26 protein-coding genes are annotated in these 24,178 nt (G+C 72.0%); 15 read left to right on the plus strand and 11 right to left on the minus strand.

The window, feature by feature from the left end:
• Positions 1–5: 5 nt before the first annotated feature.
• From ACGFMM_RS10650 to ACGFMM_RS10660, 3 genes are all read right to left on the minus strand, one after another.
• Positions 6–605, minus strand: a complete 600-nt coding sequence (locus ACGFMM_RS10650; RefSeq protein WP_393645165.1) for a hypothetical protein — start codon at positions 603–605, stop codon at positions 6–8.
• A 76-nt stretch (positions 606–681) separates the two neighbouring features.
• The gene (locus ACGFMM_RS10655; protein ID WP_393645167.1) at positions 682–2,262 is read right to left on the minus strand and encodes an ABC transporter permease; all 1,581 of its coding nucleotides are present in this window, start codon (positions 2,260–2,262) and stop codon (positions 682–684) included.
• Positions 2,259–3,158, minus strand: coding sequence for an ATP-binding cassette domain-containing protein (locus ACGFMM_RS10660; protein WP_393645169.1), 900 nt, complete (start codon positions 3,156–3,158; stop codon positions 2,259–2,261). The genes ACGFMM_RS10655 and ACGFMM_RS10660 overlap by 4 nt, the downstream gene beginning before the upstream one ends.
• Positions 3,159–3,250: 92 nt before the next feature.
• Between ACGFMM_RS10660 and ACGFMM_RS10665 the strand changes: the two genes are divergently transcribed.
• Positions 3,251–3,745: a GbsR/MarR family transcriptional regulator gene (locus ACGFMM_RS10665; RefSeq protein WP_393645170.1), complete on the plus strand. Its 495-nt coding sequence runs from the start codon at positions 3,251–3,253 to the stop codon at positions 3,743–3,745.
• Between the two features lie 6 nt (positions 3,746–3,751).
• Here ACGFMM_RS10665 and ACGFMM_RS10670 read toward each other — a convergent pair whose 3' ends face one another.
• On the minus strand, positions 3,752–4,588 hold the full coding sequence (locus ACGFMM_RS10670; RefSeq protein ID WP_393645172.1) for a diacylglycerol kinase: 837 nt from the start codon (positions 4,586–4,588) through the stop codon (positions 3,752–3,754).
• A 142-nt stretch (positions 4,589–4,730) separates the two neighbouring features.
• Between ACGFMM_RS10670 and ACGFMM_RS10675 the strand changes: the two genes are divergently transcribed.
• The 3 genes from ACGFMM_RS10675 (at position 4,731) to ACGFMM_RS10685 (ending at position 7,173) form a co-directional block, all read left to right on the plus strand.
• Positions 4,731–6,014 (plus strand): adenylosuccinate synthase, encoded by a 1,284-nt coding sequence (locus ACGFMM_RS10675; RefSeq protein ID WP_393645174.1) that lies wholly within the window; start codon positions 4,731–4,733, stop codon positions 6,012–6,014.
• Between the two features lie 125 nt (positions 6,015–6,139).
• Positions 6,140–6,817, plus strand: a complete 678-nt coding sequence (locus ACGFMM_RS10680) for a DUF6232 family protein (RefSeq protein ID WP_393645176.1) — start codon at positions 6,140–6,142, stop codon at positions 6,815–6,817.
• Entirely contained in the window at positions 6,814–7,173 is a 360-nt protein-coding gene (locus tag ACGFMM_RS10685; RefSeq protein WP_393645178.1) for a hypothetical protein, read from the plus strand. The genes ACGFMM_RS10680 and ACGFMM_RS10685 overlap by 4 nt, the downstream gene beginning before the upstream one ends.
• A 67-nt stretch (positions 7,174–7,240) precedes the next feature.
• Here the strand turns inward: ACGFMM_RS10685 and ACGFMM_RS10690 are convergent, their stop codons facing one another.
• Both ACGFMM_RS10690 and ACGFMM_RS10695 read right to left on the minus strand, forming a co-directional pair.
• Entirely contained in the window at positions 7,241–8,419 is a 1,179-nt protein-coding gene (locus tag ACGFMM_RS10690; protein WP_393645179.1) for an NAD(P)/FAD-dependent oxidoreductase, read from the minus strand.
• A 104-nt stretch (positions 8,420–8,523) separates the two neighbouring features.
• Positions 8,524–10,404, minus strand: a complete 1,881-nt coding sequence (locus ACGFMM_RS10695; protein WP_393645181.1) for a serine/threonine-protein kinase — start codon at positions 10,402–10,404, stop codon at positions 8,524–8,526.
• A 167-nt stretch (positions 10,405–10,571) separates the two neighbouring features.
• On the opposite strand from ACGFMM_RS10695, the gene ACGFMM_RS10700 reads away from it, so the two are divergent.
• Both ACGFMM_RS10700 and ACGFMM_RS10705 read left to right on the plus strand, forming a co-directional pair.
• Positions 10,572–11,510 carry an NADP-dependent oxidoreductase gene (locus ACGFMM_RS10700; RefSeq protein ID WP_393645183.1) on the plus strand — a complete coding sequence of 313 codons (939 nt, stop codon included), beginning with the start codon at positions 10,572–10,574 and terminating at the stop codon, positions 11,508–11,510.
• Positions 11,511–11,643: 133 nt separating this feature from the next.
• Positions 11,644–12,537 (plus strand): glycoside hydrolase family 19 protein, encoded by an 894-nt coding sequence (locus tag ACGFMM_RS10705; protein ID WP_393645184.1) that lies wholly within the window; start codon positions 11,644–11,646, stop codon positions 12,535–12,537.
• A gap of 202 nt (positions 12,538–12,739) precedes the next feature.
• On the opposite strand, the gene ACGFMM_RS10710 is transcribed toward ACGFMM_RS10705, so the two are convergent.
• Both ACGFMM_RS10710 and ACGFMM_RS10715 read right to left on the minus strand, forming a co-directional pair.
• The gene (locus ACGFMM_RS10710; protein WP_393645186.1) at positions 12,740–12,976 is read right to left on the minus strand and encodes a DUF397 domain-containing protein; all 237 of its coding nucleotides are present in this window, start codon (positions 12,974–12,976) and stop codon (positions 12,740–12,742) included.
• Positions 12,973–13,809: a helix-turn-helix transcriptional regulator gene (locus ACGFMM_RS10715; protein ID WP_393645516.1), complete on the minus strand. Its 837-nt coding sequence runs from the start codon at positions 13,807–13,809 to the stop codon at positions 12,973–12,975. The genes ACGFMM_RS10710 and ACGFMM_RS10715 overlap by 4 nt, the downstream gene beginning before the upstream one ends.
• Positions 13,810–13,968: 159 nt before the next feature.
• Between ACGFMM_RS10715 and ACGFMM_RS10720 the strand changes: the two genes are divergently transcribed.
• The 3 genes from ACGFMM_RS10720 (at position 13,969) to ACGFMM_RS10730 (ending at position 16,669) form a co-directional block, all read left to right on the plus strand.
• Positions 13,969–14,406 carry a hypothetical protein gene (locus ACGFMM_RS10720; protein WP_393645517.1) on the plus strand — a complete coding sequence of 146 codons (438 nt, stop codon included), beginning with the start codon at positions 13,969–13,971 and terminating at the stop codon, positions 14,404–14,406.
• 349 nt (positions 14,407–14,755) lie between these two features.
• Positions 14,756–15,064 (plus strand): hypothetical protein, encoded by a 309-nt coding sequence (locus ACGFMM_RS10725; RefSeq protein WP_393645538.1) that lies wholly within the window; start codon positions 14,756–14,758, stop codon positions 15,062–15,064.
• Positions 15,065–15,280: 216 nt separating this feature from the next.
• Complete coding sequence (locus tag ACGFMM_RS10730) at positions 15,281–16,669, plus strand: 8-oxoguanine deaminase (RefSeq protein WP_393645188.1); 1,389 nt, start codon at positions 15,281–15,283, stop codon at positions 16,667–16,669.
• Between the two features lie 208 nt (positions 16,670–16,877).
• Here the strand turns inward: ACGFMM_RS10730 and ACGFMM_RS10735 are convergent, their stop codons facing one another.
• The gene (locus ACGFMM_RS10735) at positions 16,878–17,354 is read right to left on the minus strand and encodes a MarR family winged helix-turn-helix transcriptional regulator (RefSeq protein WP_393645190.1); all 477 of its coding nucleotides are present in this window, start codon (positions 17,352–17,354) and stop codon (positions 16,878–16,880) included.
• A gap of 7 nt (positions 17,355–17,361) precedes the next feature.
• The gene (locus tag ACGFMM_RS10740) at positions 17,362–17,964 is read right to left on the minus strand and encodes a DJ-1/PfpI family protein (RefSeq protein WP_393645192.1); all 603 of its coding nucleotides are present in this window, start codon (positions 17,962–17,964) and stop codon (positions 17,362–17,364) included.
• Positions 17,965–18,138: 174 nt separating this feature from the next.
• Here ACGFMM_RS10740 and ACGFMM_RS10745 point away from each other — a divergent pair, with 174 nt between their 5' ends.
• The 3 genes from ACGFMM_RS10745 to ACGFMM_RS10755 all read left to right on the plus strand — a co-directional run bounded on the left by ACGFMM_RS10745 (position 18,139) and on the right by ACGFMM_RS10755 (position 21,098).
• Complete coding sequence (locus tag ACGFMM_RS10745) at positions 18,139–19,500, plus strand: aspartate aminotransferase family protein (RefSeq protein ID WP_393645193.1); 1,362 nt, start codon at positions 18,139–18,141, stop codon at positions 19,498–19,500.
• Positions 19,501–19,611: 111 nt separating this feature from the next.
• The gene (locus tag ACGFMM_RS10750) at positions 19,612–20,337 is read left to right on the plus strand and encodes a GntR family transcriptional regulator (protein WP_393645195.1); all 726 of its coding nucleotides are present in this window, start codon (positions 19,612–19,614) and stop codon (positions 20,335–20,337) included.
• Positions 20,338–20,447: 110 nt separating this feature from the next.
• Complete coding sequence (locus ACGFMM_RS10755) at positions 20,448–21,098, plus strand: hypothetical protein (RefSeq protein WP_393645196.1); 651 nt, start codon at positions 20,448–20,450, stop codon at positions 21,096–21,098.
• Positions 21,099–21,261: 163 nt separating this feature from the next.
• On the opposite strand, the gene ACGFMM_RS10760 is transcribed toward ACGFMM_RS10755, so the two are convergent.
• The gene (locus ACGFMM_RS10760; protein WP_393645518.1) at positions 21,262–21,993 is read right to left on the minus strand and encodes an SLATT domain-containing protein; all 732 of its coding nucleotides are present in this window, start codon (positions 21,991–21,993) and stop codon (positions 21,262–21,264) included.
• 337 nt (positions 21,994–22,330) lie between these two features.
• On the opposite strand from ACGFMM_RS10760, the gene ACGFMM_RS10765 reads away from it, so the two are divergent.
• Genes ACGFMM_RS10765 through ACGFMM_RS10775 form a run of 3 tightly spaced genes read left to right on the plus strand, consistent with a single transcriptional unit; the run spans position 22,331 to position 24,028 of the window.
• A complete protein-coding gene (locus ACGFMM_RS10765) occupies positions 22,331–22,666 on the plus strand; it encodes a YbaB/EbfC family nucleoid-associated protein (protein WP_393645520.1) in 336 nt (111 codons plus the stop codon).
• Between the two features lie 55 nt (positions 22,667–22,721).
• Entirely contained in the window at positions 22,722–23,321 is a 600-nt protein-coding gene (gene recR, locus ACGFMM_RS10770; protein WP_363005558.1) for a recombination mediator RecR, read from the plus strand.
• Between the two features lie 44 nt (positions 23,322–23,365).
• Positions 23,366–24,028, plus strand: a complete 663-nt coding sequence (locus ACGFMM_RS10775; protein WP_393645198.1) for a DUF5063 domain-containing protein — start codon at positions 23,366–23,368, stop codon at positions 24,026–24,028.
• Positions 24,029–24,178 lie beyond the last annotated feature (150 nt).

The following is a 24,178-nucleotide window of genomic DNA, read 5'->3' on the forward strand; positions in this document are numbered from 1 at the left end:
AGGGCTCAGCCGAACCACACCACCAGACGGACGTTCTCGTTCCCGTACTGCTCCGCCAGCGCGCGCATCGACGTCCAGAGCGGGGCCCAGTCGCCGTCCGGCGGGACGAACATGCCGGCCGTGTAGACCACCGGCCGGTACACCGCGCCGTCCAGCCGGACCTCGCCGCCCGGCGGCCATTCGTACGGGAACAGATCCGCGCCGAACAGCTCCTCCGCCGCGTCGAGGACTGCGACCGGCGCCCAGATCACGTCGTCCAGGACGAGTTCGCCGTCGGGACCGGGGCTCCACAGGCCCAGCCGGTTCCCGTCGGGGCGGTCGCAGAGCGGCGCGTCCCAGTCGACCGCCGCGATCTCGGCCCAGGTCGCGTACGAGTGGCTGTGGTTCAGCTCGTCCTCGTGCGGTACCTCGGCGCAGGCGTCCTCCGGTCGCCCCCGCGCGTCGAACAGCGGCCGCTCCACCCCGAGGCGTCCGCCGTAGCCGAACAGGCACTCGCGCTCGTAGACCGCTTTCCCGAGGTCGAAGTCGTACAGGTCGACCGCGGACGCCTCCCAGGATCCGGCCGCCGTGCGCGTCTCGACGAGTCCTTCGATGAACGTCCCCATGGGCGCCGATGCTAGGGCCTGACCGAGGGGGCCCTGTCGATCGGCGTGATCGACAGGGCCCCCGGGTCCCGGGTCCTCAGCAGGCCACGTCCCGGTGGCGGAGGCGCCAGAGGCCGGTGGTGGTGAGGGCCGCGGCGATCGCCGTGAGGGCGAGCAGGGGGGACCAGGTCAGGTCCGGGCCCGGGAGCTTCGGGAGGTGGCCGAAGGGGGAGAGGTTCAGGGCCGCCTGGGGCAGGTTCAGGGCCGGGCCGATCCAGCCGAGGAGCAGGACCAGGCCTGCCGCGCCCCAGGCCGCCGGTGCGGTCTTCGGGGACGCGCCCCACAGCAGGACCGCGAGGCCGCCGAGGACCCAGATCGCGGGGAGCTGGGCCAGCGCCGCGCCGAGGATCGGGCCGAAGTCCTTGCCGTACGAGGCGTACAGTCCGACCGCCGCCAGCGTCATGATCAGCGCCGCGCCGCCGAAGGCGACGACCAGGTGACCGCAGGCCCAGCGCAGCCGGCCGAGCGCGCCCGCGAGGAGGGGTTCGGCGCGCTGCGAGGTCTCCTCGCTGTGCAGCCGCAGCACCGAGCCGACCACGAACAGTCCGGCCATCATCCCGAACAGGCCGACCATCGTGGCGAGGAAGGCGTCGGTGAGGGCGCTCTGCCCGCCCATCCGCTCGAAGATCTGCCGCGCCTGCTCGTTGTCGCCGACGATGTCCGCGGCGCCCTCGGCCATTCCGCCGAAGACGAGCCCGGTGACGAGGAACCCGAGCGACCAGCCGAGCAGTCCGCCGCGCTGCAGCCGCCACGCCAGGGCACCGGCCGTCGCGAGCCGGCCCTGCGCCGGGCCGGGGCGGGCCGGCAGGAAGCTCATGCCGACGTCACGTCGGCCCGTCAGCACGTACGCCGCAACGGTCTGGACGAGCACCGCCGCCGCGATCAGCAGCAGCACCCACCAGCGTTCGCCGGCGTACGGGCGGACGTTCTCGGCCCAGCCGACGGGGGAGAGCCAGGTCAGCACGGACGACCCGTCCGACGTCCCCGCGTCGCCCGCCGCCCGCAGCACGACCGCGAGGCCGAGCACCGCGCCCGTCAGGCCCTTCGCGAGCCGCGCGCTCTCCGTGAGCTGGGCGACGATCGCCGCGGTGGCGGCGAACAGCATGCCGGTGCCGCCCACCGCGAGCCCGAGGGCGAGCGCCCCGCCGAGGCCCTGCCCGGCGAGCCCGGCCGTGACGATCGCGGCGACGGCCGTGTTGGCGACGAGCGCGGCGAGCAGCGCCGCCGTCAGCGGGGCGCGCCGCCCCACCGCTCCGGCGGAGAGCAGTTCCTGACGGCCCGTCTCCTCTTCCTCCCGGGTGTGCCGGACGACGATGATCAGGCTCATCACGGCGGCGAGCGCGGACGCGAAGACCCCGAACCGCCAGGCGACGAGCCCGCCGAGGGCGTCGGAGAACACCGGCCCGTACAGCGACCGGAAGGAGCTGTTGGCGTTCATCGAGGCGGCGATCTGCGCCCGTTCGGCCGCGGTGCCGTACAGCGTCTCCAGCGAGCCGACCCCGCTGGCGACCATCCCGCCGACGACCAGCACCCACAGCGGCAGCATCAGCCGGTCGCGCCGCAGCGCGAGCCGGGCCAGTGCGCCGGTGCCGGTCAGGGGAACCGTGAGCGTGCTCATCGCGCCATCGCCTCGTCGTCCGCGTAGTGGCGGAGGAACAGCTCCTCCAGGGTGGGCGGGGTGCTGGTCAGCGAGCGCACCCCGGATTCGGTGAGGGACCGCAGCACCGCGTCGAGCTTGTCGGTGTCGACCTGGAGCCGTACCCGCCGCCCCTGGACGTCCAGGTCGTGCACGCCGGGCAGGTGGGCGAGCCCGTTGGGCGCGCCGGCGAGCTCCGCGCTGACGCTGGTACGGGTGAGGTGGCGCAGCTCCGCGAGCGAACCGCTCTCCACGGTGCGGCCCTTGCGGATGATGCTGACCCGGTCGCAGAGGGTCTCGACCTCGCTGAGGATGTGGCTCGACAGCAGGACCGTCGTGCCGCGGTCGCGGGCCTCGGCGACGCAGCTCTGGAAGACCTCCTCCATGAGCGGGTCGAGGCCGCTGGTGGGCTCGTCGAGGATCAGCAGGTCGACGTCGGAGGCGAAGGCGGCGACGAGGGCGACCTTCTGCCGGTTGCCCTTGGAGTACGTGCGCCCCTTCTTCGTCGGGTCGAGTTCGAACCGCTCGATCAGTTCGGCCCGACGGGCCGTGTCGAGCCCTCCGCGCAGCCGGCCGAAGAGGTCGATGACCTCGCCGCCGGAGAGGTTGCGCCACAGCGTCACGTCGCCGGGGACGTACGCGATGCGGCGGTGCAGTTCGACGGCGTCCTGCCAGGGGTCCCGGCCGAGGAGCTGTACGGCTCCGGAGTCGGCGCGCAGCAGGCCGAGCAGGACTCGGATGGTGGTGGACTTCCCGGAGCCGTTGGGTCCGAGGAAGCCGTGGACCTCGCCGGTCTCGACGGTGAGGTCGAGGCCGTCCAGCGCGTGCGTCCGCCCGAAGGACTTGTGCAGTCCGGCGACGGTGATTGCCTTCGTCATGCTTCAGAACGTACGCTACTTTCACAAACTTGTGAAGTTAAGAAAGCGTATAAAGTCGAGGAGTGGGCGTGAACGAGGGAGACGATGACCGCATGACCAGCAGCAACGCAGACGACCGGGCCCGCTTCGTCGAGCGCTTCGCCGCCGAACTCACGGACGCCGGCATGCAGCGCATGGCGGCCCGCGTCTTCGCGGCCCTGCTCGCCTCCGATTCGGGTTCGCTGACCTCCGCCGAGCTGGCGGAGCAGCTGCAGATCAGCCCCGCCGCCGTCTCAGGCGCGGTCCGCTACCTGGGCCAGGTCGACATGGTCGGCCGCGAGCGCGACCCGGGCACCCGCCGCGACCGGTACGTGCTCCACAACGAGCTCTGGTACGAGACCTTCACCCGCCGCGACCAGGCCCTCACTCGCTGGGAGAAGGTCCTGCGGGACGGCTCCGAGATCCTCGGCCCGGACACCGCGGCGGGTGCCCGGACGGCCCAGACCGCCGAGTTCTTCGAGTTCCTCCAGAAGGAACTCCTCTCCGTCATGGACCGCTGGCGCGCCCACCTCGACGCTCAGGACCGCGGAGCCTCCTCCTCCGCCTGACGGGCCTCAGAGGGCCGCGACCTCCTCCGGCAGGGCCGGCGGCGCGGGCGGGGCCGGCAGCGTGAGGCTCCAGGCGTTCTCGCGGACCGTCCAGGTGCGGCGGGTGAGCGGCGGGGAGGTGCGGGAGTCGGCGTGGTAGCGGAAGTCGGGGCCGGAGACCGTCAGCGTGCGGGCCTCGGTGCGGACCGGCGGGGCGTGCGGGGGGCGGACGACGACCTCCGCGACGCCGCCGAGGGAGCGGAGCGTCACCGACTCCACCGGCTCGTCCAGGTCCCGCAGCAGCACCCCGTCCGCCTCCACCCGCAGCCGGTGCGTGCGCAGCCCGCCCTGCGCCGGGACGCGGACCAGCGTCCGCACCAGCGTGCGGCAGGTGCTCCAGACCGTCGCCGGCGCGGGCGAAGGCGCGGGCGCCGGGGTCCCGATCCGCACGCCGCCGAGCACCACCCCGTCCCCGTCGTCGACCAGCAGGTCGAACCGGCGCGCCACGCCGTCCACGACGGCCCGCGCCGCCGCCACCGCGCCCTGCGGCACGCCGAGCGCCCTGGCCAGTTCGAGTGATCCCGGGGCGCCGATCGGTACGGCCGACAGCGCTCCGCGCGCCAGCGCACGCTCCCGGTGCAGCAGGGTCACCGCGCGCAGCAGCGCGCGGTCGTCGCCGACCACCACGGGGCGGCGCGCACCCCGCCGGGCCAGGGCCCGGGCGAATTCCTCCGGGCCGTCCGGCAGGCAGATTTTCGTTTCCGCCGCTGCGCACAGCACATCTTTCGCGATCCGTACGGACTCGCCGTCGCTTCGGCGGGCGACCGGGTCGATGATGACCAGCAGCTGGTCGTGATCCGACACCTCGGTCCTTCCTCGGGTAGCATCTTTGTGCAAGAGCCCCTTGCGCTATTGCGCCAGGGGCTTCGTCTATTCCGGGGCACACCGGTGAGGCGGCGTACGCCCCTGACCTTGGACATGCCCCGCCCGGAAGGGGTGTACGCCTGTGCCCGCACTTGTGCTGCTCGGTGCTCAGTGGGGTGACGAGGGCAAGGGAAAGGCCACCGATCTCCTCGGTGGGTCCGTTGACTATGTCGTGCGTTACCAGGGTGGTAACAACGCCGGCCACACCGTGGTGGTCGGAGACCAGAAGTACGCACTGCATCTCCTCCCTTCCGGAATCCTCTCACCGGGGTGCACCCCGGTCATCGGCAACGGCGTCGTCGTCGACCCGGCGGTCCTGCTCTCCGAGCTGAGCGGGCTGAACGAGCGTGGCGTCGACACGTCCAAGCTCCTGATCAGCGGCAACGCTCACCTCATCACCCCGTACAACGTCACCCTCGACAAGGTGACGGAACGGTTCCTCGGTAAGCGCAAGATCGGCACCACCGGCCGCGGCATCGGCCCGACCTACGCCGACAAGATCAACCGCGTCGGCATCCGGGTCCAGGACCTGTACGACGAGTCGATCCTCGAGCAGAAGGTCGAGGCGGCCCTGGAGCAGAAGAACCAGCTGCTCGCCAAGGTCTTCAACCGCCGCGCGATCGAGTCCGGCCGGATCGTCGAGGAGATGCTCCAGTACGCGGACCAGATCCGGCCGTACGTCGCCGACACCACCCTGATCCTCAACGACGCAATCGACGAGGGCAAGGTCGTGCTCTTCGAGGGCGGCCAGGGCACCTTGCTCGACGTCGATCACGGCACGTACCCCTTCGTCACCTCCTCGAACCCGACCGCCGGCGGCGCCTGCACCGGCGCGGGCGTGGGCCCGACGAAGATCAGCCGGGTCATCGGCATCCTCAAGGCGTACACGACCCGCGTCGGCGCCGGCCCGTTCCCGACGGAGCTGTTCGACGAGGACGGCGAGGCGCTGCGCCGCATCGGCGGCGAGCGGGGCGTCACCACCGGCCGTGACCGCCGCTGTGGCTGGTTCGACGCGGTCATCGCCCGCTACGCGACCCGTGTCAACGGCCTGACGGACTTCTTCCTCACCAAGCTCGACGTGCTCACCGGCTGGGAGCAGATCCCGGTCTGCGTCGCGTACGAGATCGACGGCAAGCGCGTCGAGGAGCTGCCGTACTCGCAGACCGACTTCCACCACGCGAAGCCGATCTACGAGATGCTGCCGGGCTGGTCCGAGGACATCACCAAGGCCAAGACCTTCGCCGACCTGCCGAAGAACGCGCAGGGCTACGTGAAGGCGCTGGAGGAGATGTCCGGCGCGCCGATCTCCGCCATCGGCGTCGGCCCCGGCCGCACCGAGACGATCGAGATCAACTCCTTCCTGTAGGAGTCCGGACACAGTCGGGGCCCGCACCGCACGGTGCGGGCCCTCGGCGTTTCCGGCCCGTTCGCCTCTCCCCAACTCGCTCTCGCTGCACAACAATTGACGGAGCGTCGACAAGAGGGGGACTTGTGGAAGCAGCGAAGGAACCGACGGAACCGAACGGACAGAAGCAAGCGAAGCAGCCGGCGGAACCCGCCGCGCGGGCCCTTCCGCCGCGCCCGGCCGCTCCGCCCCGGACGCACGGCGAGATCGAGCTCAAGGTCAGCAAGCGGCTGCTGTGGGTGGACGACGCCGCCTATCCGCTGCACAACATCGCGCGGGTCTACACGTTCACGCTCGTCCCGGCCCGCGGCCGGGCGTTCTGGGTCTTCCTGAAGCGGATCGTCGTCATGTTCCTGGTCGTGACGGCGCTGCGGTGGGCGACCGACGACGGGCCCTTCAGCTCCGGCTCCGACTCGTACGACTCCTACGGACAGGACGACGCGGGCCCCGTCGCGATCCTGTGGCTGGTCATCGCCTGCGTCTTTGTCTTCTTCCTCGGCGACATGCTGAGCGTCGTGCTGGCCAGGTCCCACTTCGTGCTGGCGGTCGAGACGAACGGCCCGTCGACGGCCGTCGTCACCAGCCGGGACCGCGCGTACCTCAAGCAGCTCGTCCACACGATCACGGACAGCATCGACAACCCGGAGTTCGAGTTCGCGGTGCGGGTCGAGCCCGTGCTGATCAGCAAGTCGGAGAACTACAACTTCGGCAACCAGGTCAACATGTACGGCGGCAACGGGAACTCGGGGGTGCTCAAGGCATGACCGACGGGAACGCCACGAGCGGCAATCACAACTACGGCCAGCAGGTCAACGTCTACGGCGGCCGGGGCAATCACGGCAGCATCGTCAACCACCACGCCCCCGCCGCCCCGGCCGGCCTGGAGGACGCGCTGCGCGCGGTGCTGGAGCAGGCGGCGCGGGTGCGGGGGCAGCTGGCGCCCTCGGATGCGCGGTCGGTGGACGAGACCCTCCCGGTCCTCGACCCCGATGCCCCCGCGCCGCCGGAGGACCGCCGCCGCGCGCTGCTGACGGTTGCCGGCGTCGCGGCGACCGTCGGTGCGGTGGCGCAGCCCCTGCTGGACTCGGTGCGGGCCGCGCTGGAGCTGCTCGGCGGCTGAGCGGACGGGGTCGGCCCCGTCATACGGAGCGGGGTCGGCACCGTCATACAGAGCGGGCTCGGCCCCGTCATACGGCGGGCTCGAGGGAGGCGGTGGCGCGCTTGGAGACGAACGTGGTCATGTTCATGCGCTTGCTGTAGCGGTACGTCATGAGCGGGCTGCCGCTGAACATCTCCTTGTACATCACCGCGGCCCGGCCGGTGAGGCGCAGGCGGACCGGGGTGAAGTCGGCCCTGGTGAACTGGATGACCGCGTCGCGCCGGCCGAGGCTGACCGGCTGGTGGAAGTAGCCGAAGCGGAACGGCTTCACGGTCTTGCCGCGCACCAGCCGGGCGATCGCGTCGGCGGTGTACTGGGCGGTCGGCAGCCCGCTCTGGCAGGAGCCGTGGAGCCGTCCCCAGGTCATCCGGACGGAGGCGGCGTCGCCGACGGCGTGGATCTCCGGGTGGGAGACCGAGCGCAGCGTGGCGTCGGTGAGGATCAGCCCGCGGTCGTCGGTGGCGATCTTCGAGTCGGCGGCGAGCGGCGAGACCTTGACGCCGGCGGTCCACAGGCAGGCGTCGGAGCGGACGGTCCGGCCGTCGGTCAGCTCGACGGCGTCGGCAAGGACCCGGGCGACGCGGACGCCGGACACGACGGTGACGCCGAGGCGGTCCAGCGAGCGGCGCAGGTACGCGCGGGCCTTGTCGCCCATCATCGCGCCGGGCTGCTCCGAGCTGATGAGGGTGACGTTCAGGCCGGGGTGGGCCTCCGCGAGCTCGGTGGCCGCCTCGATGCCGGTCAGGCCGCCGCCGCAGACGGTGACTGTGCCGCCGGCCGCGGCGAGCTCGGCGGCCCGTGCCGCGAAGCGGCCGGCGATCTCGGGGCTGTTGAGGGTGAGGGCGTGGGCGTCGGCGCCGGGGACGTTGCCGGTGTCGGTCCGGCTGCCGAGGGCGTAGACGAGCGTGTCGTACCCGAGGGTCGTGGTGTCGTCGACGGTGATGCGCCGGGTCTCCGGGTCGATCGCGGTGGCGGCGCCCTGGACGAAGGTGACGCCGGTGCCGTCGAGCAGTGCGGGGATGCGGTGGACGGCCAGCTCCTGGCCGGCGGCGATCTGGTGCATCCGCAGCCGTTCGACGAACCGGCCCGAGGGGTTGACCAGGGTGATCTTCACGCCGGTGCGGCGGGTGCGGTGGGCCAGCCGGATCGCGGTGAACATGCCCGTGTAGCCGGCGCCGAGGACGACGATGTGGTGGCCGTTGCTCATCTCTGTCTCCTGGGTCGGGCACCGGCTTCGTGCCGGTGACGCCCATAGGACAAGCGGGCCCCGCCCCGCGTGACAGGTGGTGAATGGGACCTGTGTCACACCGCCTACGGGCGGACGTAGACCCCGGGCTCGCCGTCGGCCTCCATGCCGTAGACCAGCAGCTGCTCCTTGCCGTCGCGCCGCTGGATGCGCAGGTTCGCGGAGCCGTTCTCCGCGCAGTCCTTGGTGTCCCAGACCTCCGGATCGCGCACCTCCGGGCCCAGGACCAGGTACGGAGCGGTGCCGCCGAGCACGGCGGTGGCGGTGCAGCTGTACGTCTCGCCGGTCGGGTTGCCCTGGTCGTCGGTGCGCGGGCCGGTGTACTCGTACCGGACGAGGGACGCGCCGACCGGCCCCTGGGTGACGGTCAGCCGGCGGATGTAGCCGCCGGAGTCCGGCGCCTTCTCGCCCTCGGGCAGATTGGGGTACGGAAGCTCCTTCCAGCGCCCCACCAAGGCCGCCGGGACAACGTCCTGGCCGGTCTTCGCCTTGCGGAAGGTGGCCCGGACCGCACCGGAGGTCCACTCCGCGACGTTCGAGCCGCGCAGCGTCAGCGTCTGCTGGGCGACCGCCGTGCAGCGGCCCGCGGGCACGCTGGTCGTCACGTCGGAGTCGCCGAGGACGACCTTGTCCTGGTCCGCCGAGACCAGCACGGACCGCCCCATGCACAGCCGGTCGCCGGAGACCTGGACGTAGACGGCCGTCTTCGAGCCCGCCGCGCCCTGCGTGATCTCGACGCGGGCGGTCTCGTACGGGGCGTCCGCCGTGCCCCGCAGCACGCCCTCCCACGCGCCGACGAGCGCGGCCGGGACGATGCCCGCGGGACGGGCGGCCACGCCGTCCGTCGTGCCGGCGGGCAGGTCCTTCTGCGCGTCGGCCCCCTTGCTCGGGTCGGGCCAGTACACGTACGTCACGGTCGCCGCCGCGGCCACCGCGAGCGCGGCCAGCAGCGCGACCGGGCCCCTGCGCCGGCGGCGCGGCGCGGGCGCCGCGGGCGCCGTCGGGTCCACCGGTGCGGCTCCCCGCCCCGTGGTGGGTACGGGTGAGGCCGCGGCGGCCGCCTCCGCCTCCAGGACGCGGGCCGCGTGCCGCCCCAGCCCGGCCAGCACCTCCGCGGGCAGCCACGGCTCGGCGACCGGCAGCGCCTCGGCCAGCTCCACGGCCGTCGGCCGGTCCGCCGGCTCCTTCGCCAGGCAGGCCCGCGCGAGGCCCGCCAGCTCCGCCGGCAGCCCGGCCAGGTCCGGCTCGTCGTGGGCGATCCGGAACATCGTCGCGTGCACGCCGCTGTCCACGGTCCCGAACGGCGCCCGCCCGGTCGCCGCGTACACCAGCACCGAGCCCAGGCAGAACACGTCCGACGCCGGCGTCAGCTTCTCGCCGCGCACCTGCTCGGGCGACATGAACCCGGGCGAGCCGACGACCGCCCCGGTGCTCGTGAGGCCGCCGTCCGTGATCGTGTCCACGGCCCGCGCGATGCCGAAGTCGATGATCTGCGGCCCGTCGACCGTCAGCAGCACGTTCGACGGCTTGAGGTCCCGGTGCACCAGACCCGCCGCGTGGACGTGGCCGAGCGCCCGCGCCAGGCCCGCCCCCAGCGCCCGTACCGACGCCGGCGGCAGGGGCCCGTGCTCGTCGGCCACCACGGTCCGCAGCGAGGGCCCGGGCACGTACCCGATCGCCACCCACGGGGCGTGCGCCGAGGTGTCGGAGGCCAGTACGGGCGTGGTGCCCGTCCCGCCGACCCGCTCCAGGGCCGCGACCTCCCGGGCGAACCGCCGGCGGAACTCGTCCTGCTCCGCCAGCTCGGCGTGCACGACCTTCACCGCCACGGTCCGTCCGCCCTCCGAACGGGCGAGGAACACCCGGCCCATGCCGCCCACGCCGAGCCGGCCGAGCAGGCGGAACGGGCCGATGGCGACGGGGTCTTCGGGATGCAAGGGGTCCACGTCTCCAGAGCATGCCAGACGGCCCTGTGACGGCTCGAAGGGTTCCGGTACTCGTCCGGGCGCACCCGCGTTGCCGGTGGCCCGGGCGGTGGGTTCAATGGCCCCGGAGGGGACATTCCGCATGATTCCGTCCCCATCCGTCCGAGCCCGCCCGAGAGGAACCCCCGATGCGCGTGGTCGAAGTTTCCGCCTACGGCGGCCCGGAAGTACTGCGGATGGCCCACCGGCCCGAGCCGGAGGCCGGTTCGGTGCCCGGCGAGGTACGCGTCAAGCTCAAGGCCACCACGGTCAACCAGGCCGACCTCGCGATCCGCGCGGGCGCGTTCGCCGAGGTCATGCCCGACCTCAAGCCCCCCTTCGTGCTCGGCTTCGACTTCGTCGGCCGGCTCCTCGACCCGGCCCCCGGCCTCGAGAAGGGGCAGCGCGTCGCCGGCTTCGTCCCCTGGTTCCGGCGGCCCGGCAAGGGCACGTACGCGGAGGTCATCACCGCCGACCCGGCCTGGCTGGCCCCCGTGCCCGACGCGGTGGACGTGGTCGACGCGGCCTCCGTCCCCTTCAGCTCCCAGACCGCCCACGAGGCCCTGGAGCACCTCGCGCTCCCCGAGGGCTCGGTCGTCTTCATCTCCGGCGCGAGCGGCGTCGTCGGCCGCTTCGCCGTACAGCACGCCGCCGAACGCGGCCTGCGCGTCATCGCGCTCTCCCACGAGGGCGGCGAGGGCGAGCTGAAGGTGCTCGGCGCGGAGCACACCATCCTGCGCGGGGAGCCGGAGGAGATCGTCGCGGAGGTGCTGCGCCACTCGCCGGAGGGCGTGCACGGCGTCTTCGACCCGGCCCGCATCGCCGACCCGCTGATGCGCGTGGTCAGGGACGGCGGCGTCTTCATCGCCGGCCACGAGTCCTCGGTCCCCGAGGCGGAACGCGACATCCGGGCCCACACGTTCGCGACCACGTCGGACGGCGCGCGCCTGAAGGAGATGCTGGAGCGGCTGGCCGAACGCCGCCTCACCACCCGCGTGGCCGACGTGCTGCCCCTGGAGGAGGCCGCGGAGGGCCACCGGCGGGCGGAGGGCGGCGGGCGGCTGGGGCGGATCGTGCTGGTCATGTGAGAGGGCGTCCCTGAAGGACGCCGCCGAAGGCGGAGACCGCGAGGGTGCGATCTCCGCCTACTTTTGGTCTAGACCTTGACAGGTCCATACCAATACCGCTTCTCTGGCCTTCCCCACAGGAAGGACGGAGCGCATGCTGCGACGCCTGCTCACCCTGATGTCCGCCCTCTGTACGGCCGTTGTCGTCGCCGTACTCCTCCCCGCCGCCACGGCGACGGGCGCGGCCGCGGCCGCCTGCGTGACCCCCTGGAACTCCTCCAGCGTCTACACCGGCGGCATGACCGCCTCGTACAACGGCCACAACTGGTACGCCAAGTGGTGGACCCAGAACGAACGCCCCGGCAGCGCCGACGTCTGGCGCGACGAGGGCGCCTGCGGCGACGGCGGCACCAATCCGCCCCCGTCGTCCGGATTCGTGGTCTCCGAGGCCCAGTTCAACCAGATGTTCCCGAGCCGGAACTCGTTCTACACGTACGCCGGTCTGAAGGCCGCGCTCAGCGCGTACCCGGCCTTCGCGACGACCGGCAGCGACACGGTCAAGAAGCAGGAGGCGGCGGCGTTCCTCGCCAACGTCAGCCACGAGACCGGCGGCCTCGTCCACATCGTCGAGCAGAACACCGCGAACTACCCGCACTACTGCGACTGGAGCCAGTCCTACGGCTGCCCGGCCGGCCAGGCCGCGTACTACGGCCGCGGGCCGATCCAGCTGTCCTGGAACTTCAACTACAAGGCGGCGGGTGACGCCCTCGGCATCAACCTGCTGAACGACCCGTACCGCGTCGAGCGCGACGCGGCCGTCGCCTGGAAGACCGGCCTCTGGTACTGGAACACCCAGAACGGCCCCGGCACGATGACCGGCCACAACGCCATGGTCAACGGCGCGGGCTTCGGCCAGACCATCCGCTCCATCAACGGCTCACTGGAGTGCGACGGCAAGAACCCGGCGCAGGTCGAGAGCCGGGTGAGCAAGTACCGCCAGTTCACGTCCCTGCTCGGTGTCCCGACGGGCGCGAACCTGTACTGCTGACGCAGCCGGTACGCACAGGGCGGGTGGGTCCCCGGAGATCAGTAGAGGATCTCCGGTGCCTGATAGGGGACCCACCAGCTCGTCACCGCCCAGATTCCCAGCCCCGCCGCCACGGCGCCGCCCGCGGCGACGAGCGGCAGATCGAGGTACAGGACGCTGAGGTCCCGGTGAGCCCCCTCGAATCCCCCCTCGACACGGCCCCTCAGCCCTGCCAGCCCACGAACGCCGACCACGCGTCGGACGCGACGGCGAAGGTGGGGCCGTGGGGGACTTTGGAGTCACGGAGGTGGACGGAGTGGGGACAGGTGGCGACCTCGACGCAGCTTCCGCCGCTGCTGTCGCTGTACGACGAGTTCCGCCAGTCGAAGGCGACTTCGACGCAGTTGCCCCCGCTGTCGTCGCTGTAGCTGGACTTGAACCAGGTCATGGTCTCGCTCATGTTCCTTCTCCCGCCAACTGCCTGATGAGCCCCAGTGATTTGCGAGGGTCCAGGGCCTGTGCCCGGATCTTCGCATGGCGATGCGCGAGCGTACTCACCTTTGAGGGGACCGTGATGAGCATGCTCTCGTCCTGTACATCCAGGTAGACGAAGCGGTCGTTCTCGGGCGTCTCGACGAGGTTCAACTCACCTCGTGCACCTGCGTATTCCCCGTACAGTCCGGCGTCCAGGGGCAGGACGTACAGGTTGACGTTCTGGCGTCCTGAGCACGCCGCGAGGTGCTCCAGCTGCTCCCGCATGATCTCCCTGCTGCCGAGCGGCCGCCTCAGTGCCGACTCGTCCAGGACCAGCTCGACCAGGCACAGGGGCTGCCGGTCGAACAGGTCCTTGCGCGCCATGCGCATCTCGACCAGCTCCTCGACCCGCTCCGGGGCCGGAGTCGGGTAGCCTCCGGCGATCAGCGCCCGGGCGTACCGCTCCGTCTGGAACAGGCCGTGCACGACGTGGTTCGCGTACAGGTACAGGCTCAGCGCCTTCTGCTCGATCGGGAGGTAGTCCCGGAACTTCCGCGGCAGCCTCTCAAGCCGTACCGTCTCCCGCAGCTCCTCGAAGATCCCGCTGCCGTCCCCGAGTGCCTCATCCAGCTTCACCAGCATCTCGTCGCTCACGGGCTGCGAGAGCGTTTCCATGGCGCTCACCGCCGCACCGGTGTAGCCCATCACTCGCCCCAGCTGCTCCTGCGTCAGCCCTTTCCTTCGCCGCAAACGCTTGGCGACGTTCGCTGCCGTCCGTGCCGCCGGGCCCGCTGATTCCTTGTTCTCCGCTCGCGCCATCGCGATCCCCATTCGAACTCGACCGGTCTCAACCGGTCTCAACTGCTCCCCGCCGAATTCGACTGCCCGCAAGGCGCGTTCGTGCAGGTCAAGGGGTTCCCGACGCGCCCCTGTCAGTCGTGGAAAACGGTAGCGACGAGGCGCGATCCTGTCTTCGTGATGGCAGCGAATCGGGAAGAAAACCTGGATTGGATTCCCATTTCCGGATTCCAACTCCGCAAAGCGGGTGTGCAATTCGACGCGGTACGCGTCGACGGCGACGACGGCCGGGCGCTCGCGGACCACATGGAGCGGCTGACGGGTGGGGACCCGGGCCCGGTCGTGGTGGAGGCGAACGGGCGGCGCTCGGTGTACTTCCTGGTGCCGCCGGGGTCGACGACGCACCGCCCGTGGCCCAGGGGCGTCACCCGGCTGAACGCGGGACCGACCCATGTGGGGTACGTGCCGGTGCCGGCGTTGCAGGGGCGGACGTGGCCACTGTCGTGGCGGTTCCCGCCGACGCGGCCGGGCCGGTACGTGCACGCGCTGCTGCTGAGGAGCGTGGCGACGGTGCTGCTGGCCCACGGGGTGAGTTCTCAGGGCCGTTCGGATCTGTAGGGATGGCCGGAAGTGCGGGCGGTGCCGGAGGGTGCGGGCATGCGTATCGCCTTCCCCCGCAAGCGGTGGATCCTGCTGTTCCTCGGCCTGTTCCTGGGCCTCGTCCTGGCGGCGTTCGGTGCGGGGGTGATGGAGGCCATGGCGTAGCCGAGGTGCCCACGGGAGGCCACCGTGGCCGCAGGTGGCCGAGTCCCTTGGAGGAAACTCCAGACTCCCGAATCGGGTGAGTCGATTGGGTAGGAGGGATTGACGGCGGGGTGGACACTTTCTACATTCCGTTCGACGCGGAAATTGCATTCCGCATCGTGGATTCCCTCATGGGTCGGACCTGTCCCCTCAGCTCCGGCGGGTGAGCGACGACACCGTCGCCCGCCAGGGTCGTCCCAGCGTCACCGCGCTCGTTCCGCAGCCCGGTCGCCGCTCCCGGGCCCGAAGCCATAGCCGGATGGTGGAGGGACAGCAGGTGGAAAGCCAGCTTTCAGTTCAGCCGAAGACGTCACGTCATCCCGTCGACGAGGTGCTGCCGCCCGGACGGATGGCGACCGTCGCGCTCCAGCACGTCGCCGGCATGTACGCAGGGGGTCGTGGCCGGCAGCTTGGACGCATTGCTGCGGGAGATCGCCGACGAGCGCTTCCGATGGCTGCGCAGATTGCCTGAGCGCTTCTGCGAGCTGGTCGGCCACCCCAAGGGAGCCGACCTCCCCATTACCTGAGCAGCGGGCGCCGCACATCACGCGGGCGGAGGCCCGCGGCCCGGTGACCACGCAGCTTCATTCCCTCGGCACCCGCAGCCGGCCGGCCGCGGCACTCAAATCCTCGTGGGGTCCTGCCGTGCCCTCCCGTCGTATCGGAAGAGAAGAAGGACACAAACGTCATGGCACCTTCGGCAGCAGCCCGGCGCACCGTGATCGAGAACTGCGCGATCGCGACCGTCGACGCCCAGGACACCGAGTACGCCTCGGGCCACATCGTCGTCGCGGGCAACAGGATCGAGACGGTCGGCCGGGGCAGGGCCCCCGAGGGCCTCACGGGCGTGGTGCGGCGCATCGACGCCACCGGCCACCTCGTCACGCCGGGCCTGATCAACACCCACCACCACTTCTACCAGTGGATCACCCGCGGCCTCGCCACCGATCACAACCTCTTCGACTGGCTGGTCGCCCTCTACCCCACCTGGGCGCGCATCGACGAGGAGATGGTGTACGCGGCGGCCCAGGGCTCCCTCGCGATGATGGCCCGCGGCGGCGTCACCACCGCCATGGACCACCACTACGTCTTCCCGCACGGCTCGGGCGACCTGTCCGGCGCGATCATCGGGGCGGCCCGGGACATGGGCGTCCGCTTCACCCTCGCCCGCGGCTCCATGGACCGCAGCGAGAAGGACGGCGGCCTGCCGCCGGACTTCGCCGTCGAGACGCTGGACGGCGCCCTCGCCGCCACCGAGGAGACCGTCCGGAAGTACCACGACGCCTCCTCCGACGCGATGACGCAGATCGCCGTCGCCCCCTGTTCCCCCTTCTCCGTCTCCACCGAACTGCTCCGCCAGGGAGCCGAACTCGCCCGCCGCCTCGGCGTGCGGCTGCACACCCACGGCTCGGAGACCGTGGAGGAGGAGCAGTTCTGCCACGAGCTGTTCGGCATGGGCCCCACCGACTACTTCGAGTCGACGGGCTGGCTCGGCGAGGACGTGTGGATGGCCCACTGCGTCCACATGAACGACTCCGACATCGCCGCCTTCGCCCGGACCAGGACAGGGGTCGCCCACTGCCCTTCGTCCAACGCCCGCCTCGCCGCCGGCATCGCCCGTGTCCCCGACATGCTCGCCGCGGGCGTCCCGGTCGGCCTCGGTGTCGACGGCACCGCCTCCAACGAGTCGGGCGAGCTCCACACCGAGCTGCGCAACGCGCTGCTCGTCAACCGGCTCGGCGCCCACCGCGAGGCGGCCCTGAACGCCCGCCAGGCCCTGCGCCTCGGCACTTATGGCGGCGCCCAGGTCCTCGGCCGCGCCGACCAGACCGGTTCCCTGGAGCCCGGCAAACTCGCCGACCTGGTGCTGTGGAAGCTCGACACCCTCGCCCACGCCTCCATCGCCGACCCGGTCGCCGCCCTCGTCCTCGGCGCCGCCGCCCCGGTCACCGCGTCGTTCGTCAACGGGCGTCAGATCGTCGAGGACGGACGGCTGCTGACCGCCGACGAGGACGCGATCGCGCGCTCCACCCGGGACGAGGCCCAGCGCCTTGCCCGTATCGCCGCCCGGGGCTGAACCGCCCGGCGGCGATCCACGCCGGGCCGGGCGGGGGGGCGCCGGGGGGGCACCCGCCCCCCCGCGGGGGTGTGGCGGGGCGGGCGGCGCCCGCCCCGCGCCCCGGGGGCCCGCCCCCCGCGCCGCGCCCTCCGGGCGGGGCGGGGGAGCCCGGCGCGGGCGCCCTCCTCGCGGGGCGGGCCGTGGACCCGCGCGGGCCCACGGCCGCCTATCGCGGAGAAGTCGGCGCCTTCCCGTCGCCCGCCTCGAGCGCGTCGAGCGCCGCCGAGAGCCGGTGGAGGACCCGTACGGTCTCGTCGAAGGCGTCCTGGCCGCCGAGTTCGCTCATCAGGCGGGCCGCCAGCTCCGCGTGGCCGGGGCCGATGCGGCGGACGGCGGCGCGGCCCTCGGGGGTGGGGGAGAGGAGCTTGGCGCGGCGGTGGGCCGGGTTGGGCGCGTACGCGGCGAGGCCCTCGCCGACGAGGAGGTCCGCGATCCGCTGGACGCTCTGGCGGGTGATGCCCATGGCGCGGGCGATGCCGGAGACGGGGAGCGGTTCGGGCAGGACGGCCCCGAGGACCTGCCACCAGGCGGCCGTGAGGCCGGCCGGTTCGGCCAGCCGCTCCGAGACGGAGAGGAACTGGCCGTTCAGCCGGAACACGGTCAGAGCGGTCTGGGACAGTGCGTCCTGCTGCGCCCGGCTCATGGTCGCCCTACTCCTCGTCGTCGGCGTCGAGTTCCGCGAAGGCCGCCGGGTCCGAGTCGTGGAACAGGCGGTACCAGGCGTCCAGCTTGGAGCCCTCGAAGGCCCCCAGTCTGCCCAGGATCTCGCGGGCGAAGGCGACCGGCTCGGTCGGGCCGGCGGTGATGAGCTCGCCGTCGGTGACCGCGTCGGCGTCCACGTACCGCCCGCCGCCGCGGTAGCCGGTCCCGGCGAGGTAGAAGTCGACGGCGCTGGTGTGCGCGCGGTCGTCGAGCAGGCCCGCGCGGGCGAGGCCCGCGGTCGCCCCGCAGATGGCGGCGACGGGCACCTTCGCGTCGAGGAACGCGCGGGCCTTCTCCGCGAACGGGGCGAGGTCGTCGCCGGTGTCCCACAGGTCGCCGCCCGGCAGGATCAGCAGCTCGCTGTCCTCGGGGCGCAGGTCGTCGAGCGCGAGGTCGGGGAGGATCCGGACCCCGGCGATGGTGCGGACGGGCTTGTCGGCGGCGAAGCCGACGGTGCGGACGGTGAAGCCGGTGCGGGCGAGCCACGCGGTGGCGTGGCCGGTCTCCCAGTCGGCGAGGGCGTCGTAGACGGCGAGGTGGACGGTGCGCATGGCGTGCCTCCTGCTGCTGTGTCTCTGCTTCTGACAGCAGACTGTCATGATGACAGCTTGCTGTCAATGGAGGACCCGCCGGGGAACGTGTCCGGCAACGTGTCGCGTCGCCCGCGTTCTCGGTGGACAAGATGGCCATGGCCGCTCCGACCTGCAGGTCCTTACCCTGGCCGCATGACCCCTCATGTCGAACCCGATCCCCAGGCCGGTGCGGCCGTGAAGGCCGCCGACCGTGCGCACGTGTTCCACTCCTGGTCCGCCCAGGGCCTGATCGACCCGCTCGCCGTCGCCGGCGCGGAGGGTTCGTACTTCTGGGACTACGACGGCAACCGGTACCTGGACTTCACCAGCGGCCTCGTCTACACCAACATCGGCTACCAGCACCCCCGCGTGGTCGCCGCGATCCAGGAGCAGGCCGCGAAGCTCACCACCTTCGCGCCCGCCTTCGCCATCGACGTGCGCTCCGAGGCCGCCCGCCTCATCGCCGAGCGCACCCCCGGCGACCTGAACAAGATCTTCTTCACCAACGGCGGCGCCGAGGCCGTCGAGAACGCCGTCCGGATGGCCCGTCTGCACACGGGCCGCCACAAGGTGCTCTCCGCCTTCCGCTCGTACCACGGCGCGACCTCCACCGCGATCAACCTCACCGGCGACCCGCGCCGCTGGGCCTCCGACACCGGCACCGCCGGCGTGGCCCGCTTCTGGGCGCCGTTCCTGTACCGCTCGGCGTTCTACGCCGAGAACGAGCAGCAGGAGTGCGAGCGCGCGCTGCAGCACCTCGAGGACACCATCGCCTTCGAGGGCCCGCAGAACATCGCCGCGATCATCCTGGAGACCGTGCCCGGCACCGCCGGCATCATGGTCCCGCCGCCCGGCTACCTCGCCGGCGTGCGCGCGATCTGCGACGCGTACGGGATCGTCTTCGTCCTCGACGAGGTCATGGCCGGCTTCGGCCGCACCGGCACGTGGTTCGCCGCCGAGCAGTTCGGCGTCGTCCCCGACCTGATGACCTTCGCCAAGGGCGTCAACTCCGGCTACGTGCCGCTCGGCGGCGTCGCGATCAGCGAGGAGATCGCCGCCACCTTCGAGACCCGCCCGTACCCCGGCGGCCTCACCTACTCCGGCCATCCGCTGGCCTGCGCCGCCGCCGTCGCGACGATCCAGGTCATGGAGGACGAGAAGGTCGTCGAGCACGCCGCCCGCATCGGCGAGACCGTGCTCGGCCCCGGCCTGCGCGAGCTGGCCGAGCGCCACCCGTCCGTCGGCGAGGTGCGCGGCATGGGCGCGTTCTGGGCGCTGGACCTGGTCAAGAACAAGGAGACCCGCGAGCCGCTCGTCCCGTACAACGCGTCCGGCGCGGCCAACGCCCCCATGGCGGCCTTCGGCGCGGAGGCGAAGAAGCACGGTCTGTGGCCGTTCATCAACATGAACCGCACCCATGCCGTGCCCGCCTGCAACGTCTCCGAGGCCGAGGCGAAGGAGGGCCTGGCCGCCCTCGACGCCGCCCTGTCGGTCGCCGACGAGCACACGGTCTGACGCCCCGGGGCGCCCCGACGCCCCGTGGCGGGTGCGTGGCGCCGTAATTGATCATGAAGCCCCCTCCGCCTGGACTACTGTGTCCCGGAGCCGGACGGAGGGGGCCTCACCATGGCCACGAACGCGAGCGTGACGCGGAGCACCCTGCGACAGCAGATCGCGGACGCGCTGCGTGACGAGATCCTCGCGGGGCGTCTCAGGCCGGGCGACACCTTCACCGTCAAGCACATCGCCGAGCAGTACGGCGTCTCCGCGACACCCGTGCGCGAGGCCCTCGTCGACCTCTCCGCGCAGGGGCTGCTCGACTCCGACCACCACCGCGGCTTCTGCGTCCACCGCTTCAGCGTCGACGACTACCGGGGCATGGTCGACGCCCGGATGATGATCGTGGACGGGATATTCCGCCGACATCTCTCCACCGACCCGCGCACGCCCGCGCCCTTCGCCGGCCTGCAGCCCCCCGTGCCCGGCGAACCCGACGTGCGCTTCGGGGTCGCCCTCGCCTCCGTACGCCGCCGGGCCGAGGCCGCCGCCCGCGCCGCCCGCGCCGGGGACCTGGACGTCCTGGTCGGCTACGACATCCGGTTCTGGCGCGAGTTGAGCCGGCTGGTCTCCGCCAACGACTACGTCGCCGGCTTCCTGCACCAGCTGCGCGTGCACGCCTGGGTGTTCGCCGTGCCCTACCTGCGCGCCGACGGCGAACTGCTCGAATGGCTGTGGGGCGGGCACACCGACCTCGTCGACGCGATCACCCGGGGCGACGCGGAGGCCGCGATCGCGGTCGTCGAGCAGTACAACGGGCACGCGCTGGAGTGGGCGGACCGGCTGGAGCGCTGAGAAGGCCGCTCGCACCGGGCGCGTACCCGGCCTGTGCGGAGGGTACTGAGGCCACTACGCTGTCCCGACCCGACGCGTGACGACGACAGACAACGGAGAGCGAGCCCGCCTTGGCCTGTGACCTGTGGCTGGTCCCCCTTGTCGACGTGCTGTGCCACAGCCCCGACAACCCCTTCGCCGAAGAGATCGCCGCCTACGACAAGGCCCTGACCGAGGCCGGTCTGCCCACCGTCCCCGTCTTCGCGTACATGCCGGGCCTCTCCGGCGACGTCGCACCGGTGGCCGGCTTCGACTACGACGCCCTGCACTTCCTGCGCCGCGCCTACCTGCTCCAGCTCTGCGGGCTGCCGGTCGAGCCGGTCGGCGAGCTCGGCGGGGACTACGAGCAGCTCCTGGAGATGTTCGAGGCGACCGCTCAGCAGTCCCACCTCGTCTGGCACTACGACCACGCCGGCGCGTACGTCCCGGTGGACTTCCCCGCCCCGCTCTCCAACGACGAGCTCCTGGAGGGCGGCGGACCGCTCGGCTCCTCCCACGGGCTGCTGCGGGAGCTGGAGTTCGTCGCCCCGGCGATCGGCATCGACCCGGCGAACCCGCCGGCCGCGCCGCTCCCGCCGGAGCGGCCCACCTCGCTTGAGGAGCCGGCCGGCCCCATCCCGTACGACGACAACCCCTTCGCCCGCGAACGGCACGTCTGGCTCGGCCTGCACGCGGCAGCGACAAGAAGCCTGAGCCAGGGCTCAATGATCATCTTCAGCTGAGTGGGACGGCGGACCCCCGCGCCCCGCCAGGGGCGCGGGGAACTGCGCGACAAGCCACGACGCACCCGCAGATGGCAACGGCGCGGCCCCTTTAGGGCCGCGGGGAACTGCGCGAGCAACCACAACGCACCCCGCAGCCGAAAGCCGACCCCCTGACTGGCCGCTACCGCGGCTCGGGCGGCCGCTGCCGCGGCATGTTCGGCCGCGTCCCCGGCGGCAGCGGGAACCGGTTCGACGGGTGCGGCGCCTCCGGCCGCGAACCGACCGCCCCCACCGACTGCATCACCAGCGGCGCCGGACCGGAGCGGAACTCCACCATCCAGTCCGCCGTCTCCGCCCGCACCAGCTCCGTCACGTCCTCCGAGAACCGCCGCAGGATCCCCAGGCAGCGCTCCGCCGCCTCGCTCGCGGTGCCCTCCGTGGGGCCGAGCACCTCGCGGACGCTCTCCGACGCCCAGTCGAACTGCAGCGCCTGCAGCCGCCGCTGGATGGCCTGGGCCGTCGCCACGTTCCTTATCCAGCCCGAGGTGAGCCCGAAGAACCGGTCGCAGCCCACGCACGCCGCGCCGAGCAGCAGCGAGAGGTAGCCCCAGCCGGCCGCCCCGTCCGCCGCCACGCCCGTCAGGTCGAGCAGCGGCAGCGCCGCGCCCGCCACGACGCCGACGGCCGTGCCGACGCGCAGGGCGACGGCAGCGCGGCGCTTGCGGACCCGGTCGGAGAGGTACCAGTCGGCGGTGCGCAGCGCCTGCGCCTCGACCCAGCGGTACAGCTCGTCGAGGCGCTCCGCCGGCTCGCCCCAGTCGCCGTGCGGGAAGGGGGCGCTCGTGAGGTCCGGGTTGCCGTCCGGGCGGCCGTCGCGGCTCTCGCCGGGCTGCCCAGGCTGCATCTCCGGCATCTCCGGCGGCTGCATGTCCGGCTGCTGGCTCACCGGGGCACTCCTCTGCATGGTTGCGTCGTGCGAAACGTGCGATACGTCGTGCGATGCGTCGTGCGTGACGTGCGGTGCACGTGGTGCCTGCCCTTCCTACCGCCGAATGGTGGGCTGTGGGCCCGCATTCCACGGAAATCCGCCCGCAAGAGGGTCTTGATCAGGTAGAGGAGCCCCGAGTTTCTCACTCGAAAGAGTTGGGCGGCAGCGGGGGCGTGGACCACGTAGGCTCGGCATACCGAGAGTCGTCGTCAGTGACGCAAGCAGTGACCGACGCAAGCAGTGACCCCAGGAGTGAGTGACCGTGTTCCCCGGTGGTGGCCAGCCCAACATGCAGCAGTTGCTCCAGCAGGCCCAGAAGATGCAGCAGGACCTCGCGCGCGCCCAGGAGGAGCTCGCCGCGACCGAGGTCGAGGGCCAGGCCGGCGGCGGCCTCGTCAAGGCGACGGTGACCGGCTCCGGCGAGCTGCGCGCCCTCGTCATCGACCCGAAGGCGGTCGACCCGGATGACACCGAGACCCTGGCCGACCTCGTCGTCGCCGCGGTCAAGGCCGCCAACGACAACGCGCAGCAGCTCCAGCAGGCCAAGCTCGGCCCGCTCGCCCAGGGCATGCCCAGCATGCCGGGCTTGGGCTTCTGACGCGCGCCTTAAGCCACTACCGTAAGAATCAAGCACTCCCGAGAAGGGCGTTCCGTTGTACGAAGGCGTGGTTCAGGACCTCATCGACGAACTGGGCAGGCTGCCCGGCGTCGGTCCCAAGAGCGCGCAGCGGATCGCCTTCCACATCCTCCAGGCCGAGCCGACCGACGTGCGCCGGCTGGCGCAGGCGCTCCTGGAGGTCAAGGAGAAGGTCCGGTTCTGCGCGGTCTGCGGGAACGTGGCACAGCAGGAGCAGTGCAACATCTGCCGCGACCCCCGCCGGGACCTGGCGGTGATCTGTGTGGTCGAGGAGCCGAAGGACGTCGTGGCGATCGAGCGGACCCGTGAGTTCCGCGGCCGCTACCACGTGCTCGGCGGCGCGATCAGCCCGATCGAGGGCGTCGGCCCGGACGACCTGCGGATCCGTGAACTGCTCGCGCGGCTCGCCGACGGCACGGTCACCGAGCTGATCCTGGCCACCGACCCGAACCTGGAGGGCGAGGCCACCGCGACGTACCTGGCGCGGATGATCAAGCCCATGGGACTCAAGGTGACGCGGCTCGCGAGCGGGCTCCCCGTCGGCGGCGATCTGGAGTACGCGGACGAGGTCACGCTGGGCCGTGCCTTCGAGGGGCGGCGCCTGCTAGATGTATGACGACAGGGCACGCGCGCACCCCGCGCCCAAGGGAGGCACCCTCGATGTCTGACGCCACGCTGCACTCGATCACGCAGGACCCGGACGACTTCGCCGTCCAGATCGCGGACTCGATCGAGTCCTTCATCGTCGCGGTCACCGAGGTCGCCAAGGGCGACGAGCCGGACAGCGCGATCCCCTTCCTGCTTCTTGAGGTCTCCCAGCTGCTGCTCGCGGGCGGGCGGCTCGGCGCGCACGAGGACATCGTCCCCGACGAGCGGTACGAGCCGGACACGGGCCCGGAGCCGGACGTGGACGACCTGCGGGAGCGGTTCGCCGTGATGCTCGACCCGATCGACGTGTTCTCCGAGGTCTTCGACCCGTACGAGCCGCGCAAGGCGCCGGTCCCGTCCCGGATCTCCGACAGCCTGGCGGACATCGTCACCGACCTGCGGCACGGCCTCGCCCACTACCGGGCCGGGCGGACGTCCGAAGCGCTGTGGTGGTGGCAGTTCTCGTACTTCTCCAACTGGGGCCCGACCGCCTCGGCGACCCTGCGGGCGCTGCAGTCGCTGGTCGCGCACGTCCGCCTGGACCAGCCCTTGGCCGAGCTGGACGGTCTGGACACGGACGAGGACCTCGCGGAGGACGACCTCGCGGAGGAGGCCGGCCGGGTGATGGTGCAGGAGATCGCGGGGCCGCTGGGGCTCCGGCCGGTCAAGCGCTGAAGCCGCTGGTCGGTCGGCTGCCGGTCGCCGTCTGCCGCTTCTGCTCGCTTCTTGAGCAGCGGATCTCAGCATGCGATATCCGGTCGGTGTTTCCGGCCCGCTCGATAAACTGACGCCGACCGCAGTGATGACTGCGGCAGGGACTGAGCG

The sequence above is a fragment of the Streptomyces sp. NPDC048604 genome (genome assembly GCF_043199435.1).
GTDB lineage: Bacteria > Actinomycetota > Actinomycetes > Streptomycetales > Streptomycetaceae > Streptomyces.